Raw genomic sequence first — 16,001 nt, 5'->3', positions numbered from 1 at the left:
AGCAGCAAAATGGTCATGCTGCGCTATGCGGTGTATCGATTCTTCACGATGCTGCTGACGCTGTTGGTGGTCTCTGTTCTGATTTTCACAATCATCAACCTGCCGCCCGGTGACTACCTGAGCAACCAGATTGCCGAGCTTCAGGCCTCGGGCCAATCTGCCGGTGTCGCCAAAGCCGAGTTTCTTCGCACGGAATACGCCCTGGATCGTCCCATCTGGGAGCAATACCTGATCTGGATGGGGTTCTGGCCCGGACCGCACGGCTTTTCTGGATTGATTCAAGGGAACTATGGCTGGTCGTTTGAATTTGACCGACCTGTTTCAGAAATTGTTGGCGATACGCTTTGGCTGACGGTCGTCGTCAATCTGGCCGCAATCATGTTCGTCTATGCAGTTGCGCTTCCATTGGGCGTAATAGCGGCTGCACGGTCGCGGACGTGGATCGACTATACCTCGGCCTTTGTCGGATATTTGGGTCTGGCCACACCGAACTTCCTTCTGGCTCTGATCTTGTTCTACTACGGACACCAGTATTTTAACCTGCCCATCGGCGGCCTTATGGATCCCAAATTCGAAGGCGAGCCGATGAGTTGGGACAAGCTGAAATCCATCCTCATTCACTTGATCGTGCCAACCTTTGTGATAGGCACGTCGGGGGCCTCGGCCATGATGCAGCGCCTGCGGGCAAATATGCTGGATGAGCTTGGCAAGCCTTATGTCGAAACTGCGATTGCCAAAGGTATGGCCCCGTCGCGGATGCTGACCAAATACCCACTACGTGTCGCGTTCAACCCTTTCGTAGCCGATATCGGCAACCTGCTTCCGTCAATGGTGTCAGGCTCGGTTCTGGTTTCTGTTGTTCTGGGCCTGCAAACCATTGGCCCGACCCTGCTGACGGCTCTGAAAACACAGGATCAGTTCCTGTCGGCCTTCATCCTGATGTTTGTCGCCTTGCTGACTCTGATCGGTACGATGATCTCGGACATTCTGCTGGTGATGCTCGATCCGCGCATCCGTTATGAGGGGCGCGAAGCATGACCGAACGTCCCGATAACCGCTTTGTCGATGACGCGCCTTTTGACCCGCAGGCGTCTGTTCAGCAGCTCGAACGCGCCGATCTGGACGCACCAAACTGGGTGCTGGTCTGGCGCAAGTTCCGTACCCACAAGCTAGGCCTGATCTCAGGCATCTTCCTGCTGTTGTGCTATCTGATGTTACCGTTTGCCGGGTTCATCGCACCCTATGGACCCAACGACCGCAATGGCGAGCACCTCTATGCCCCGCCCCAATCGGTTCACTGGTTCCATGAGGGTGAGTTTATTGGCCCTCATGTGTATCCGATCGTTGCTGAAGCGGATCTTGAGACATTCCAGTGGAAATTTGTGCCCGACACAGACGACCCACGCCCCATCAGGTTCTTTTGCGAAGCGTCAGAATACCGTCTGGCCGGGTTCATACCATCCGACACACATCTGTTTTGCGCCCCCGAAGGCGCCACCCTGTTCCTGTGGGGGTCTGACCGACTGGGGCGCGACATCTTCAGCCGCATCCTCTATGGCGCGCAGCTTTCGTTGACGGTGGGTTTGATCGGTATCTCAGTATCGTTCTTCCTGGGCATCTTGTTCGGCTCGATGGCGGGCTATTTCGGCGGGCGCATCGACTGGACGATCAACCGCGTGATCGAAATTCTGCGTTCGTTACCGGAACTGCCTTTGTGGCTGGCGCTGTCCGCCGCCGTACCATCGAACTGGAGCCCTGTTGCGGTCTTCTTCATCATCTCGATCATTCTGGGCATACTCGACTGGCCTGGCCTGGCGCGTTCTGTTCGCGCCAAGTTTCTGTCACTGCGTGAGGAAGAGTATGTGCGTGCAGCTGAAATGATGGGCGCGAGCTCGGGCCGGGTGATCCGCAAGCACCTGCTGCCAAACTTCATGTCGCACCTGATCGCATCGGCCACGTTGTCGATACCAGCCATGATCCTGGGTGAAACAGCACTTAGTTTCCTTGGGTTGGGCCTGCGAGCGCCTGCCGTCAGTTGGGGTGTCATGCTGAATGATGCGCAAAACCTCGCCTCGATCGAGATTTACCCGTGGACGGCCATCCCGATGCTGCCGATCATCGTGGTCGTGCTGGCTTTCAACTTCCTCGGTGACGGGCTGCGCGACAGTCTGGACCCCTATCAGCAATGAGCCTTCTCGCCACCCTTCCTGCTGCAGACAACTATCGCAGAACGGGTAACGGCGCGCTGCCAAGTGCTTTCGCGGTATCTGAGATGGCGACAGCCAGCTTTGCGGCGGTTGGTCACGAAATGGCCCGGTTGATGCAAGCGCTCAACCTGTCCTCTGCTACGCCTGAAATCAAAGTCGATCACCGGCTGGCATCCCTTTGGTTCGGCTATTCTTTCAAACCAGACGGTTGGGAAATGCCAAGCCTCTGGGATGCGGTCGCGGGCGACTACAAAGCATCGGACGGCTGGATCAGGTTGCACACCAACTTACCTCGCCACCGGGCGGCTGCGCTGAAGGTTCTTGGCACTCCACCTGATCGCGCGGCCGTCGCAACTGCCGTTAAGTCATGGTCCATAGCGGATCTCGAAACCGCAGTGGTGGCAGAAGGTGGCGTTGCCGCTGCCATGCGCAGTCGAACCGAGTGGCTGGAACATCCGCAAGGCCGCGCCGTGTCACGTGATCCACTGATTGGCTGGCAAGGGCCGCGCTATGTCAAACTACGCGACAGGCCGCAGGCAACGGCCGAGCGGCCCCTGTCGGGACTACGCGTGCTTGACCTGACACGTGTTCTGGCCGGTCCGGTCTCGACCCGAACTCTGGCCGGTTTCGGCGCCGAGGTTCTGCGCATCGATCCTCCGGATTGGGATGAACCGGGTGTGATCCCAGACATCTCGCTCGGGAAACACTGCGCTTATCTGGACCTCAAATCAGACGATGGGTTGAAACGGCTGCAAGAATTGCTGTCTCAGGCGGACGTATTTGTGCACGGGTATCGACCGGGCGCATTGGATGCTTTGGGTCTGACACGCGCCAAGCGTGATGAGCTTGCCCCGAACCGGATCGAGGTTACGTTGGACGCCTATGGCTGGCAGGGGCCATGGTCTACCCGGCGTGGCTTTGACAGCCTTGTGCAGATGAGCGCGGGCATTGCCCATACCGGCATGGGCTGGGCGCAAGCGGACAAGCCGACTCCTCTGCCGGTTCAGGCTTTGGATCACGCGACAGGGTATTTGATGGCGGCCGCTGTTCTGTCCGCCCTGTCAGAGGCCGCGGCAGGTAATTCGATCATGCACGCCCACCTGTCACTTGCACGCACCGCTGAGCTTTTGGCCGTGCTCGGCAAGGACGATGCTAAAGCTGCACCCATCAACCCAAAGACCGCAGACTACAACACAGAACCCGAACCCTCCGGCTGGGGGCCCGGCCTGCGGCTCAAACCTGCGCTCCAAGTCGGCGAGGCATCTATGCGTTGGGATCTGCCAGCATCAAAACTGGGCACATCCAAACCTGTTTGGCCCTTTACCGCCTAGCCACCCAACCGCCGCGCGGAACGCGCGGCCCAACGCTTTGTGTCGCGTCTTGCCATAGACGCATTCCAAAGCGGCGGGAGAGTCCCTAGCGGTCGTCGCCACCCGGCCCGATGTCGTCCAGATAATCCTCGTCAATTGCAGTCTGCACTGCTCCGGTCACGGCCTCTCGCTGCTTAGGCGTCAGGTCTTCGGCTTCTTTGCCGTCCGCCAATCTCACAGTGACTTCACGGTGTGCAAATTTGATTCCCTCACGAGCAAACAATTCACGAATGTCCTGATAGACCTTTTTACGCACCAACCACTGATCGCCCGGTTTGGTCATGAACTTGACTCGGATAATCATGGCAGAATCCTGCATCTCAATCACACCCTGCGATTTCAGCGGTTGGATAAAGTTCTCTCCGATCACAGGATCGCTCAGCAGTTGCTGACCCAGTTTCTTGATCAGTTTGCGCACCTTCTCGACATCCGTGTCATAGGTGACGCGCAAGGGCAGTTTCATGATGACCCAATCGCGCGAATAGTTCGTCAGCACCTTGATCTCACCAAAGGGGATAGTGTTCAGCGCACCCAGATGGTGCCGCAGTTGCATGGACCGGACCGAGATCTTCTCGACCGTGCCTTTGACATCCCCGATGTCGATATATTCGCCTTTGCGGAACGCATCATCCAGCAGGAAGAACGCTCCGGAAAAGATATCACGCACCAATGTCTGCGAGCCAAAGCCAACGGCCAGACCCACCACACCGGCGCCAGCAAACAGCGGGCTGACATTGATGCCCAGCTCCATCAAAGCAATCAGCACAATCGTTACGACAACAACGGCCAGAATCGCGCCGCGGAACAGGGGCAGCAACGTTGCCAGACGACTTTGTCCGCCCTCGCCGCCTTCATCACCCAGTTCGGCGTCACTCCCGTCATCGACCTCTTCCGCGATTTTACTGTCGATCCAGATGCGGAAGAAGTGAAACAGGATGTAGCCGATGAAGATGATGACCATCACATCCAGCGCGCGCTCGACCGGCAGATCCTGACTCCAGTCCGCATCCGGGTACCAGATGACGACAAGCGCATAAGCCCCGATCACAAAGGCCAGAATGCCGGCCACGCGGCGCGCCAGATCTTCGTAGGTTAGGAGATATTGCTTGCGCTGCTCGGCCTCGGGCGTTTCCACCAGGGCGATATCGTCATCCTCTGCCGCCGCTTCTTCGTTGATTTCGTCAATCATACGGGACCGGTCGAAATACCGTTCCAGCAGATAATTCATCGCGCCATAAGCAATGACGACGGACATGAAGATCAGATAGCTGCTGGCAATCAGAGGAATTGGCGTTGGATTCTCCAGCGCCAGATCAACTGCCAAACGGAACCAGCTGAACACGACGTAGACGATCAGGACAGGCGCCCAACCATAGGACACAACCCGCAGCAACCAGGATACCTGATCCCCAGCCCGTCCACCGCGGATCGCGTTCGAAATGGCCCGTGCGTTGAACAGGATCATCAGAACATTGCCCAACGCGCCAATCATCGTCAGCCCACCATAAACCATGGCATAAACGTTGTAGTTCAGGCCAAAATCCGCGACCCAGGTCGCAAATAAAACAACCGAGATGTCATAGGTCGCCAAGGCCGATGCCCAGATGTAAAGCCTGCGGGCGTTTTTGTCCGAGAAAGGTGGCAGTCTGTATTGGCTCAGATAGGGCGACAGAACCATCCGCCACAGATCGGATACAGTACGCGCCAGGAAGAACGCCGTGAAAATAGCCGTGACTGTAAACTGGATCGAGATGTCCTCGGCCTCGCCGAAGAACAGATACCCAACAATCAGCGCCATAAGCATGGCAAAGATCGTGCCACCGATCCCCATCACAAAGCGGAAGACAAGGAACGGCATCTTTTCGCGGTATCCAACAGGGTCGTCTTTGACCCGGGCCACGACCCAGCGCCGAGCAAAGCGTTTGCCGTAAATCTCGATCGACAGCCAACGCCCCAACAGCAGGAACAGGACGTTCCAGCCCAAGACCTCAACATAAGTCTGGATACGCCCGTCAGGGCTGGTCTGACGCAGAATATACTGAACTTCGAACATTGAATAAGGTAGCGCCTCGAGCCTCGATTGCATCGAATCGCGGAATTTCGAGAACCGCTCCTGCGCCTTCATCAACTGCGATCCGTCGCTCATAGGGTTGTTTGCCCCACCGCCGCCTTCGGCTGAGCCTGCTTCTGCTCCGCCCGCCGTTGTCACAACCTGACCGGCGCTGTCTATGACAATCACACTTGCACCAGCTTCGCTGGCAGCGCGGATCGCGGCGGCAAGATCGTTTTCAGGCACCGTATCGGATGTGCTGCTCGATCCCGAGCCGTAACCGGGAATCAACGAAGTCTGCGCCGAAACACTGACCGGAAAAGCCAGAACGAAAGCCCACAAAGCCAGGACTAATGCGGCCAGAAAAGTATGTTTCATAGGGTCTTGCATCCAGTTTTTCCGATGCAGGTCAGAATAAACAAGCGTTGAAGGCAGTTCAAACACTCGCACGTCTCTGTCTCAATATCGTGTAGAGGCGTGGTATTGGCGCACAGGCGTGTTGCAGCTATTTTCAATCTGGCAAAAATTGAATATGACTTAGCACAGGTTGCGGGCACCCTTATGTCAGCGATTTCTTTGATGCTTTTGCAATCCTATCCAAGCTTTGGTGCGATATGTCGCTAACTCGTCAATATGCTGTTGCCAAATCGCAATGCTTGGAACATTTGCAGGGGCGCATTTCCGCCTTTGGCAAGCACGACAAAAAAATATACGATAACGCTTGCGAACGCGCGGATTTCGCATCGAGATCAAGAAGACGGGCAACTCTATGAGCCTTGGCACCACCACCTCAAAACCGGACCGCGCGCCGCGTATCCTGTTTTATAGCCACGACACCTTTGGCTTGGGCCACTTGCGCCGGTCGCGGGCTTTGGCCGCTGCAATCACGCAGGCCGACCCCAGCGCGTCTGCGCTTATCCTGACCGGTTCTCCGGTGGCAGGAAGGTTTACCTTTCCCCGCCGCGTCGATCACGTGAGATTGCCCGGTGTGACCAAGCGCGCCGATGGCTCTTACGCGGCACGTACGATCGGAATGGGCATCGATGAAGTGACCGAGCTTCGCTCGGGCCTGATCCAGACGGCCGTTCAGCAATTCGACCCCGACGTACTGATCGTCGACAAAGAACCGACCGGGTTTCGCGGTGAACTGCTGCCAACGCTGAATTATCTGGAGCGGAACTGTGGCACAAAACTGGTGCTGGGGTTAAGGGATGTTCTGGATGAACCCGAAGTTCTGGCCGCCGAGTGGGCACGCAAAGAAGCTGTTGAGGCGACCGAGCGGTTTTATCACGAAATCTGGGTCTATGGCTTGAAATCGATCTATGACCCAACTCAAGGCTTGCCGCTGAGCCCCGCCGCGCAATCCCGCATTCATTGGACAGGTTATCTGCGGCGGGATCTGGGCCCGGTGGGTGAGCCGCCTGAGCAACCCTATATCCTGATCACCCCTGGCGGGGGCGGAGATGGCAAAGCGATGGTGAACCTGGTTCTTTCTGCTTACGAGAAAGACCCAGACCTGTCTCCACGTGCAATGCTGGTCTATGGCCCCTTCCTGTCGGGCGAATTGCGCGAGGAATTCGAAACACGTGTTGCCGCTTTGAACGGGCGCGTGACAGCAGTTGGCTTTGAATCTCAGATCGAAACGCTGTTTGCGGGGGCCGAGGGCGTTGTGTGCATGGGCGGTTACAACACTTTTTGCGAGGTTCTGTCCTTCGACAAGCGCGCCGTCATCGTTCCGCGCACCACGCCCCGGCTGGAACAGTGGATTCGCGCCTCACGCGCGGAAGAGCTGGGCTTGGTCAAAATGCTGGATGAACACCGTGACGGCCTGACCCCCGAGGCGATGATCGCAGCGATCCGTAACCTGCCCAATCAAACCCTACCATCGCAGGCTATCCAGACCGGTTTGCTCGACGGTCTGGACTACGTCACCGACCGCATCGACGACCTGCTGACCTGGGAACAGGAACGAGCCACCGGATGACCTCAGAAACACCTACGCTGGCGGTTGTGGTCAAAGGCTGGCCGCGACTGTCTGAAACGTTTATTGCGCAGGAGCTTGTCGCCTTGCAGGACGCGGGCCATCGGTTCGACATCTGGTCGCTGCGTCACCCGACCGACACCAAGCGCCATCCCTTGCACGACCGTTTCACCGGGCAGGTGCATTATTTGCCCGAATACCTGTATCAGGAGCCGCAGCGAGTCTGGGCCGCGCGTGCAATTGCGCAAACCCTGCCCGGCTATGCCGAAGCTTACCGGATCTGGCGGCAGGACTTGCGTCGCGATCCAACACCAAATCGCATCCGGCGCTTTGGGCAAGCTTGTGTTCTGGCTGCAGAACTACCCCCCGAAGTTCTGGGGCTTTACGCGCATTTCATGCACACACCGTCGTCTGTTGCCCGCTATGCGGCCATCATGCGCGGCTTGCCATGGAGCTTTTCGGCCCACGCCAAGGACATCTGGACGTCGCCCGAATGGGAAAAGCGCGAAAAGCTGCAGGCCGCAACACATGGCGCCACGTTCGGTGCCACCTGTACAGCAATTGGGGCCGAGCATTTGCGGGGTCTGGCGGATGATCCCGATCGCATGGATCTGATCTATCACGGGCTCGACTTATCGCGGTTTCCGAACCCGCCGACCCGAATTTTGCGCTCAGTTGAAAGCCCATTTCATATGATCTCAGTTGGGCGACTGGTTGAGAAAAAGGGATTCGACCGGCTGATCGCGGCTTTTGCCTTGTTGCCCGATAATCTGGACTGGCATTGGACCCATATTGGCGGCGGCGCTCTAGGCGATACGTTGCGGGCAAAGGCGAACGCAGCTGGCATTGGGGATCGCATCGCGTGGAGAGGTGCCTGCGATCAGCCCGAGGTGATCGATGCGATGCGAAAGGCCGATCTCTTTGTTTTGCCCAGCCGTATTGCGGCAGATGGCGACCGCGACGGACTGCCGAATGTGTTGATGGAGGCGGCATCTCAGCTGTTGCCCATCTTGTCGACCCCGGTGTCGGCAATCCCGGAGTTCATCGAAACCGGGACACATGGCATCTTGTCCGAGGACGATCCGGCCGCGTTGGCAGCAGCCATCGAAGCATTGGCCAAGGATCCGCAACAGGCGTCTCAGATGGCGCGCGCCGCCTATAATCGGCTGATCGCCGAATTTCGGATGGACCCAGGGATCGCTCAACTCTCCAAACGCCTAAGCGCCATGTGCATGGAAATCGCATGATGGCGCGGGTCGCATTTTATGCACCAATGAAATCCCCCGACAGCCCGACCCCTTCGGGCGACCGCGAAATGGCGCGGAACCTGATCAAGGCGCTGGCCACTGAAGGCGACAGGGTTGATCTGGTGTCGGACCTTAGAATCTATGACAAGAGCGGCGATCCCGACCTGCAACGCACCCTGCGCGGCGCGGCAGAAGAAGAAGCACAGAGGTTAATTTCCGACCTGCCTTCGGACATGGCTCTGTGGGTGACATATCACAACTACTACAAAGCCCCCGATTTGTTGGGGCCGCAAGTCTGCAAGGCGCGCGGCATTCCTTATGTTCAGTTGGAAAGCACTCGCGCATCCAGTCGGTTGACCGGGCCTTGGGCCGATTTTGCAGCCGACGCACACCAAGCCTGCGACGCCGCCGATGTCATCTTTTACCACACCGCCAACGACCTGATCACATTGGAACGGGACCGCTTTGGCGATCAGGTTTTGATCGAATTGCCGCCTTTTCTGCCGCAGTCCGAGCTGCCCCCCGCAACCAGTGGAGAAGGCCCCATGCTAACCGTTGGCATGATGCGCCACGGGGACAAGCTGGCCTCTTACCAGATCCTGGCCGAAGCGCTTTCGCATCTGGGAGGTGAGTGGCATCTGAACATCGCTGGCGATGGACCCGCTCGACCCGAGGTCGAGGCTTTGATGGAGACCTTTGGAGAAAAGGTCAGCTTTCTGGGTCAACTCGACCGCGATGCGCTGCAAGCGGCCTACGAACACGCCTCTCTGCTGGTTTGGCCCGGTGTGAACGAAGCCTATGGCATGATCTACCTCGAGGCACAGGCTGCGGGCGTACCGGTGCTTGCACAAGATCGACCGGGCGTGCGGGATGTGCTGGCCCCCGCAATTTACCCTTCGATCGACGCCGGGGCGCAAGGCTTTGCAGACCGCCTACAAACCCTGCTGGCGGACGCATCGCTGCGTCGCACCCTTGGTGCGGCTGCTCGCGAGTATGTGGCTGACCGTCATCTTGTGCCACAAGCGACTGCCCGGCTTTGGGCAACTCTCCGCCCGTTACTGAGGGATTTGCCATGACCAAGCTTGCGCTGCTTCGCCACGGGCATACACACTGGAACCGCGCCGGTCAGATACAGGGCCGCAGCGACATTCCCCTGGACGATGACGCGCGCTCAGAGCTGTCAGGCTACTGCCTGCCACACGAATGGGCACAGGCAGAAATCTGGTCCAGCCCGCTACAACGCGCCTATGAGACGGCCCAAATCGTCTCGGGTCGCAGTCCGCAGAAGTCAGACGCGCTGACCGAGATGAACTGGGGCGATTGGGAAGGTCAACGCGGCGTTGATCTGATCGCGGACACAACAAGCGGTTACAAGCATATCGAAGATTGGGGTTGGGATTTCCGAGCGCCAAATGGCGAAAGTCCGGCAGATGTTCGTGACAGGCTGCGCCCTTGGCTGTCCGCGCTGCAAAACGATGCGGTCGCTGTCTGCCATATCGGCATCATGCGGGTCATTCTGGCCCAAGCCTGGGGTTGGAATTTTGCTGGCCCTGCCCCCTTCAAGATCAAACGCAATCGGCTGTATATCGTCGATATGAACACCATGACCGCTGACCCCGATCCCATACGCTTGCCAAAACGAGAGACCTTGCCATGAAGGTGATGCTCATCGTCACACACCTGTTGGGAACAGGTCATCTCAGCCGCGCTTTGACCCTTGGGCGCGCGTTTCGAGATGACGGGCACGAGGTCATGGTTGTGACGGGTGGAATGCCTGCACCTCAGTTGGACAGCAGTGGAATGACGTTGTTTGGCCTGCCTCCTTTAAGGTCGGACGGCACCAATTTCACCCGCTTGCTGACTGAAACCGGTGGAGAGGCTGACGCCGCCTATCATGAGGCGCGTGTGACGGCTCTGGTTCAGGCCGTAAGGACGTTCCAGCCACAGGTGCTGATCACCGAGCTCTATCCCTTTGGCCGCCGATCGCTGGCCGCCGAATTCGACGCAGCGTTGAAAACGGCAACAGAGCTGCCGGTACGTCCGGTTATTCTGGGGTCGATCCGGGACATTCTGGCCCCGCCCTCAAAACCCGCCAAAGCCGAGCGCGCAGATGATATTGTGACCCGGTACTATGACGGCGTACTGGTTCATTCGACCGAAAGCGTGACACCCCTATCCGTTAGCTGGCCAGTTTCAGATCAACTGGCGGGCCGGTTGCACTATACCGGCTTTGTTGCGCCTGAATTGCCCCAACCTCACCCGGATTTGGTGGGTGAAGGTGAAATTCTGGTCAGCGCCGGTGGCGGGTCCGTGGGGCAGCCGATCTTTCGTGCAGCCATCGAGGCCGCCCGCCAGATGCCCAACAGGCGCTGGCGTCTGTTGGTGGGCGGTACGGATGCAAAGGCGCGGATTGCCGAACTGTCGGAACAGGCCAAAGGAACCTCGGTCATTCTTGAACCGGTGCGCCCGGATTTTCGCCAGATGTTGCCGCTAGCGGCAGCGTCGGTCAGCATGTGCGGCTACAACACCGCCATGGATATTCTGCAAAGCGGCACACCTGCGGTTTTTGTCCCATTCGATGATGGCAAAGAGGTTGAGCAAGGTCTGCGCGGGCAGAGCTTGTCCGGGCTGTCCGCAATCGAAGTTCTGGAAAGTCAGGCCCTGAACGGAACCGCCCTAGCCGAAGCTGTGAAACGGGTTGTTGATGATGGTCCTCGCGCAAAACAGGATTTCGGATTTGACGGCGCCGCCCAAAGCGTACGCATCGCCAAACGCCTGCTGGAGCAGCGTGCATGACCCCCGACTGGCATCCTTTGGACACCGAGCTGGATCACTGGCGTGCTTCGGGTTTGTCATTTCCGCTCTGGTGGCGTGACGATGACGCCGTCGCTCCAACTCCTCAATTGGTCCAATTGGCTGATCTGTCTGCGGAATTGGGCCTGCCTGTTCATCTGGCTGTCATCCCCCACGACGCGACCCCGGCGTTGGCCGAGTATGTCGCGGATCGACCCTCTTTGATCCCTGTGGTGCATGGCTGGGCGCACTATAACCACGCGCCTGCGGGAGAGAAGAAGGCCGAGTTCCAACTCAATCGATCGCTGGACCAGATGGTTGATGATGCAAAGGCAGGGATGGCCCGTCTTGATGCGATGTTCGGTGGTAACCTGCGTCCCATGTTTGTTCCCCCGTGGAACCGCATCGCGCCCGAGATGGTCGCGCGGCTTCCCGGTCTGGGCTTTCGTGTCCTGTCCACTGCGACGCCGCGCAAAACACCTTTTGCCGCACCGGGGCTGGAACAAATCAACACCCATCTTGACCCGATTGACTGGCGCGGCACACGCAGTCTGATCAACCCCGACATCCTGATCGCGCAGACAGTTGATCTGTTGCGCGACCGGCGCGAAGGACGCGCAGACAACGCTGAACCATTTGGCATATTGACCCATCATCTGGTCCATGATCAGGACATTTGGACCTTTACCGAGGCCCTGCTGCGCAAATTGTTGAAAGGCCCGGCCACGATCTGGGTCGCGCCTAAGAACGAATAAGGACACCACCATGAGCCGACTGGATTCCATGCTGCGCCGACTGACGGCTCAACGCGACGGGTTGAACTGGGCTGCCCAGCGCATCAGCGGACAGCCAGGTGATGTGCTGGACATGGGTTTGGGCAATGGCCGCACCTATGATCACCTGCGCGAAATCCTACCGGAACGCCGGATCTGGGTGATGGACCGGGTCCTGCAATGCCACCCGGACAGCACCCCTCCGGCCGAAGATTTCCTGCAAGGTGAGGCCGAGCCGATGCTCAAGAAACTGGCGGCAGACGGGCAAAAGATCGCGTTGGCACATTACGATTTCGGACGCGGGATCAAACAGGAAGATGTGGCTGAAGCCGCGCGGCTCAGTCCATTGGTCGCGCAAGTCATGCAGCCCGGCGGTTTGCTGATTTCCGGTCAGCCCCTTGTCGGCTTTAACCAGATCAAAGGGCCCGAGACGATTGCCCCGGACCGATACCTGTTCTACACCGCCTGATCAGGCGACACGCCGACCACGCGCCCAGACCGAATTAAGCGCAGGAACCCCGGCCCGCATCCGGAAACGGATGACATCGGCTCGGGCGCCGGCGCGTAACTCACCCCGATCTTCCAGTCCCGCGGCCAGCGCAGGGGCCAAAGTGACCGTTTTCATACCGCGCGCTATATCATCCCACATCTCGCCCAGCATGGCCGCCGACAACAGCAGGGCCGACGGCACATAATCCGATGACATGATGTCCAGATGCCCAAGTTCGGCCAAATCGCGCGCCGCGACGTTGCCCGAATGCGAGCCACCGCGAATGATGTTGGGTGCCCCCATCATGACCTTGATATCGTGATCGTGACAGGCACGCGCTGCCTCGACCGTGGTCGGAAACTCAGCCAATCGGATACCGTGACCTGCCGAGACTTTCACCTGATCTTCCGTCGTATCGTCATGACTGGCCAAAACCGCCCCAAAACGACGCGCGGCTTTGACGGTCTCAACCTCATGCACATCGCCATTACGGTCGCGAAGACCCTTTAACTGGGCCACATGCTGCAGGAATGTGTCATCGTCCATCGCATGTTTGCCCTTCATATATGCCTCAAGTTTGGTCATGTCGCGGAACTGCCGCTGTCCGGGTGTGTGATCCATGATGGACACAAGACCAACCCGATCCTCTGGCCCGAACTCATCCAGCTCTTCGACCAAAGTTTCAGAACACACCTCGGCCCGCAAATGCAGGAAATGGCTGATCTTCAACGCATCCTGTTCGCGCAGATCCCACAATTCCTGCGACAGGCCACGCGCGTATTTTCCATAACGCGCTGCTCCTGACGGGATCGATCCGACCCGCATGGCATCAAACACGGTCGTGATCCCGGTGCTGGCCAATTCCGCGTCATGTGCAAGGATCGCAGCTGCATGAGGCCAGTCTACCCGTGGCCTGGGTTGAATGTGGCGTTCAAGGTTGTCTGTGTGCAATTCAACCAGACCAGGGCTGACATAATCGCCTTCGCAATCGATTGCACCAGACGGAACCGCGTTTCCGGTATCAATCTCGGCGATGGTCTCGCCCACAATCCGGACGCTGCCGGTTACGGTTTCATTCGGCAACACAAGCGTGGCATTGGCAAGGATCAAGTCTTCTGTCATCTGAACTTCACGCAGTTTGAGGTAGTGGAAGGCCACGCAATAGGAGGCCAATGTGACATTCACGCGATACGCGATCTATTTTGCGCCACCCGCTAAGGCGGAGTGGACGAAATTTGCAACCAGCTGGCTGGGTTGGGACATGGAAACCGGATCTTTGGTCGCGCATCCGGTAGTCGGAGACATCGACGTTGCCGCAGTCACGGAAGTGCCACGTAAATACGGGCTGCACGCGACGATGAAACCCCCCTTCCGACTGCGCGCAGTCCAGACCTTCGACGCCTTGCACGCAGCTTGCGGTTCGTTCGCCTCCAACCAACCTCCTGTCACGCTGGATGGCCTCGAGATCGCGCGGCTTGGCCGCTTTCTGGCCCTGCGCCCCATGGGTGAGACGCAAGCATTGAACACCCTGGCCGCCGCTTGTGTTCAGCAATTGGACAGTTTTCGCGAAGCCGCAACCGAGGCTGAACTGGCCCGCCGCCGCGCCGCTGGCCTGACACCGGAACAGGAGGCCAATCTGGTTCAATGGGGCTATCCTTATGTGCTGGACGGTTTTCGCTTTCACATCACGCTCAGCGGCAAGCTGGACAAACCGACCCTTCGGGCCACCCAAGAGGCGCTGCAAGCCCATCTGGCCCCGTTGCTGCCGCAGCCCTTCCAGATCACCGATCTGGCGCTGATGGGCGAGGCTGAGGATGGTCGGTTTCACCTGATCCATCGCTACGCGCTTTCCGGTTGAAGTCGCGCAAGGATCTCGGCGACGGTGTCTTCCAGCGCACCGGAGTTGTCGACTTCGATGACCCGGTTCAAACCATCAGGCAAAGGCGCTTTGGCACGACCCAGCCGCCGCGCCTGTTCTGCTGCGCTTTCCCGCCCTCTTGCGGAGAGGCGCTGCGCCAAAACATCAGCTTCGGCAGTCAGGGAAATCACGATCAGGTCCCCAAACACCTCCTGCGCCTGCACCAACACGGCACGAGACAGGTTGACCAGAACAGCGTCAGCTATCTGCCGCTGCTGTGTGATCTTGTTCGGCACACCGTAAAACAGCCCATGTGCAGGCCAGCTCAGCGCAAAAGCCCCGGCCTGCTCCATCTGTTGAAACGTCGCGACGGAAACCCGGTCGAAATCCTCACCCTCTTCCCCTTCGGGACGGGTAATCACTCGGCGCAAGCGCTGGATACCGGGCGCATGGGCCACCAACGCCCCCATGACGCTGTCTTTGCCGACACCCGAAGGGCCGACAACAGCTATGACAGGGGCAAGCGTCATGCAGCCAGCCCCGGCGTAAAGTCCGAGACATTGACTTCACGATCACAGACCCGTTCACGCGCTTCAATGTCGTGAAAAATCCCAACAATCGCCGCACCACGGTGCTTTGCCTCTTCAATCAGGGACAACACGGTTTCCCGGTTCTGCGCATCCAGGCTCGCCGTCGGCTCATCCAGTAACATCGCAGGATATTCATGCGCAAAGCCGCGCGCAATGTTCACCCGCTGCTGCTCTCCGCCGGAAAATGTTGTTGGACTCAGGGTCCACAAACGCTCGGGAATATTCAGCCGTTTCAGCAACCCAGCTGCCATATCCAGCGCAACTTGTTTGTCCGTGCCTACGGCCAGCAGCGGCTCTGCCACAACCTCCAGCGTCGGCACCCGAGGCACAACCCGCAGGAACTGGCTGACATAGCCCAACGTATCGCGACGCAACGACAGGATCTGGCGCGGCTCGGCCTTCGCGACGTCCAGCCCCCCAACCAGCACCTGACCAGTAGCGGCCAGATAGTTGCCATAGATCACCCGCATGAGTGTGGACTTACCTGCACCGGACGCCCCCGTCAGGGCGACACATTCCCCCGGCACTACTTTCAACTTCGCGCCTTCCATAACCGGGATCACGGCGCTGCCCTGATTATGAAGGGTGAAGCTCTTGCTCACATCGATCAATTCAATCATCGCTTCATCTTTTCCCAAATAC

Annotated in this window: 15 protein-coding genes; 11 read left to right on the top strand and 4 right to left on the bottom strand. The window is 58.4% G+C overall.

The window, feature by feature from the left end; all coding sequences use genetic code 11:
• The first annotated feature begins 9 nt into the window (after positions 1–9).
• The 3 genes from ACXADZ_RS04095 to ACXADZ_RS04085 are packed head-to-tail and all read left to right on the top strand — an operon-like array spanning position 10 to position 3,538.
• Positions 10–1,038 (top strand): ABC transporter permease, encoded by a 1,029-nt coding sequence (locus ACXADZ_RS04095; RefSeq protein ID WP_475192814.1) that lies wholly within the window; start codon positions 10–12, stop codon positions 1,036–1,038.
• Positions 1,035–2,189, top strand: a complete 1,155-nt coding sequence (locus tag ACXADZ_RS04090; protein ID WP_171094406.1) for an ABC transporter permease — start codon at positions 1,035–1,037, stop codon at positions 2,187–2,189. Before ACXADZ_RS04095 ends, ACXADZ_RS04090 begins: the two co-directional genes overlap by 4 nt.
• The gene (locus tag ACXADZ_RS04085; RefSeq protein WP_475192808.1) at positions 2,186–3,538 is read left to right on the top strand and encodes a CoA transferase; all 1,353 of its coding nucleotides are present in this window, start codon (positions 2,186–2,188) and stop codon (positions 3,536–3,538) included. Before ACXADZ_RS04090 ends, ACXADZ_RS04085 begins: the two co-directional genes overlap by 4 nt.
• Positions 3,539–3,623: 85 nt before the next feature.
• Here ACXADZ_RS04085 and ACXADZ_RS04080 read toward each other — a convergent pair whose 3' ends face one another.
• Complete coding sequence (locus ACXADZ_RS04080; protein ID WP_475192804.1) at positions 3,624–6,005, bottom strand: mechanosensitive ion channel domain-containing protein; 2,382 nt, start codon at positions 6,003–6,005, stop codon at positions 3,624–3,626.
• 391 nt (positions 6,006–6,396) lie between these two features.
• On the opposite strand from ACXADZ_RS04080, the gene ACXADZ_RS04075 reads away from it, so the two are divergent.
• From ACXADZ_RS04075 to ACXADZ_RS04045, 7 genes are read left to right on the top strand one after another with little or no spacing between them, the layout of a single operon-like run.
• Complete coding sequence (locus ACXADZ_RS04075) at positions 6,397–7,611, top strand: glycosyltransferase family protein (protein ID WP_171094413.1); 1,215 nt, start codon at positions 6,397–6,399, stop codon at positions 7,609–7,611.
• Entirely contained in the window at positions 7,608–8,855 is a 1,248-nt protein-coding gene (locus ACXADZ_RS04070) for a glycosyltransferase family 4 protein (RefSeq protein ID WP_475192801.1), read from the top strand. The genes ACXADZ_RS04075 and ACXADZ_RS04070 overlap by 4 nt, the downstream gene beginning before the upstream one ends.
• Complete coding sequence (locus ACXADZ_RS04065; protein ID WP_475192799.1) at positions 8,855–9,931, top strand: glycosyltransferase family 4 protein; 1,077 nt, start codon at positions 8,855–8,857, stop codon at positions 9,929–9,931. The genes ACXADZ_RS04070 and ACXADZ_RS04065 overlap by 1 nt, the downstream gene beginning before the upstream one ends.
• Complete coding sequence (locus ACXADZ_RS04060; RefSeq protein ID WP_171094420.1) at positions 9,928–10,512, top strand: histidine phosphatase family protein; 585 nt, start codon at positions 9,928–9,930, stop codon at positions 10,510–10,512. The genes ACXADZ_RS04065 and ACXADZ_RS04060 overlap by 4 nt, the downstream gene beginning before the upstream one ends.
• Positions 10,509–11,651 carry a glycosyltransferase family protein gene (locus ACXADZ_RS04055; RefSeq protein ID WP_475192797.1) on the top strand — a complete coding sequence of 381 codons (1,143 nt, stop codon included), beginning with the start codon at positions 10,509–10,511 and terminating at the stop codon, positions 11,649–11,651. Before ACXADZ_RS04060 ends, ACXADZ_RS04055 begins: the two co-directional genes overlap by 4 nt.
• On the top strand, positions 11,648–12,403 hold the full coding sequence (locus ACXADZ_RS04050; RefSeq protein ID WP_475192796.1) for a polysaccharide deacetylase family protein: 756 nt from the start codon (positions 11,648–11,650) through the stop codon (positions 12,401–12,403). Before ACXADZ_RS04055 ends, ACXADZ_RS04050 begins: the two co-directional genes overlap by 4 nt.
• A gap of 10 nt (positions 12,404–12,413) precedes the next feature.
• Entirely contained in the window at positions 12,414–12,890 is a 477-nt protein-coding gene (locus ACXADZ_RS04045) for a class I SAM-dependent methyltransferase (protein ID WP_171647601.1), read from the top strand.
• On the opposite strand, the gene ACXADZ_RS04040 is transcribed toward ACXADZ_RS04045, so the two are convergent.
• Positions 12,891–14,033 carry an alpha-D-ribose 1-methylphosphonate 5-triphosphate diphosphatase gene (locus ACXADZ_RS04040; protein WP_171647622.1) on the bottom strand — a complete coding sequence of 381 codons (1,143 nt, stop codon included), beginning with the start codon at positions 14,031–14,033 and terminating at the stop codon, positions 12,891–12,893.
• 52 nt (positions 14,034–14,085) lie between these two features.
• Here ACXADZ_RS04040 and ACXADZ_RS04035 point away from each other — a divergent pair, with 52 nt between their 5' ends.
• On the top strand, positions 14,086–14,769 hold the full coding sequence (locus ACXADZ_RS04035) for a DUF1045 domain-containing protein (protein WP_475192794.1): 684 nt from the start codon (positions 14,086–14,088) through the stop codon (positions 14,767–14,769).
• Here ACXADZ_RS04035 and phnN read toward each other — a convergent pair.
• Together phnN and phnL are read right to left on the bottom strand one after the other, a co-directional pair.
• Complete coding sequence (phnN, locus tag ACXADZ_RS04030) at positions 14,751–15,299, bottom strand: phosphonate metabolism protein/1,5-bisphosphokinase (PRPP-forming) PhnN (protein WP_475192792.1); 549 nt, start codon at positions 15,297–15,299, stop codon at positions 14,751–14,753. The genes ACXADZ_RS04035 and phnN overlap by 19 nt on opposite strands.
• Positions 15,296–15,979, bottom strand: a complete 684-nt coding sequence (gene phnL, locus ACXADZ_RS04025; RefSeq protein ID WP_475192790.1) for a phosphonate C-P lyase system protein PhnL — start codon at positions 15,977–15,979, stop codon at positions 15,296–15,298. Before phnL ends, phnN begins: the two co-directional genes overlap by 4 nt.
• Positions 15,980–16,001 lie beyond the last annotated feature (22 nt).

It is taken from the genome of Ruegeria sp. ABM4_193 (assembly GCF_056158705.1).
The sequence above is the reverse complement of the archived record's forward strand: the minus strand, read 5'-3'. Positions and strand labels throughout refer to the sequence as shown.

Excerpts from the sequence above, each read along its gene's own strand:
- ACXADZ_RS04095 (WP_475192814.1), top strand. The coding sequence starts at position 10 with ATGGTCATGCTGCGCTATGCGGTGTATCGATTCTTCACGATGCTGCTG.
- ACXADZ_RS04090 (WP_171094406.1), top strand. The coding sequence starts at position 1,035 with ATGACCGAACGTCCCGATAACCGCTTTGTCGATGACGCGCCTTTTGAC.
- ACXADZ_RS04085 (WP_475192808.1), top strand. The coding sequence starts at position 2,186 with ATGAGCCTTCTCGCCACCCTTCCTGCTGCAGACAACTATCGCAGAACG.
- ACXADZ_RS04080 (WP_475192804.1), bottom strand. The coding sequence starts at position 6,005 with ATGAAACATACTTTTCTGGCCGCATTAGTCCTGGCTTTGTGGGCTTTC.
- ACXADZ_RS04075 (WP_171094413.1), top strand. The coding sequence starts at position 6,397 with ATGAGCCTTGGCACCACCACCTCAAAACCGGACCGCGCGCCGCGTATC.
- ACXADZ_RS04070 (WP_475192801.1), top strand. The coding sequence starts at position 7,608 with ATGACCTCAGAAACACCTACGCTGGCGGTTGTGGTCAAAGGCTGGCCG.
- ACXADZ_RS04065 (WP_475192799.1), top strand. The coding sequence starts at position 8,855 with ATGGCGCGGGTCGCATTTTATGCACCAATGAAATCCCCCGACAGCCCG.
- ACXADZ_RS04060 (WP_171094420.1), top strand. The coding sequence starts at position 9,928 with ATGACCAAGCTTGCGCTGCTTCGCCACGGGCATACACACTGGAACCGC.
- ACXADZ_RS04055 (WP_475192797.1), top strand. The coding sequence starts at position 10,509 with ATGAAGGTGATGCTCATCGTCACACACCTGTTGGGAACAGGTCATCTC.
- ACXADZ_RS04050 (WP_475192796.1), top strand. The coding sequence starts at position 11,648 with ATGACCCCCGACTGGCATCCTTTGGACACCGAGCTGGATCACTGGCGT.
- ACXADZ_RS04045 (WP_171647601.1), top strand. The coding sequence starts at position 12,414 with ATGAGCCGACTGGATTCCATGCTGCGCCGACTGACGGCTCAACGCGAC.
- ACXADZ_RS04040 (WP_171647622.1), bottom strand. The coding sequence starts at position 14,033 with ATGACAGAAGACTTGATCCTTGCCAATGCCACGCTTGTGTTGCCGAAT.
- phnN (WP_475192792.1), bottom strand. The coding sequence starts at position 15,299 with ATGACGCTTGCCCCTGTCATAGCTGTTGTCGGCCCTTCGGGTGTCGGC.
- phnL (WP_475192790.1), bottom strand. The coding sequence starts at position 15,979 with ATGATTGAATTGATCGATGTGAGCAAGAGCTTCACCCTTCATAATCAG.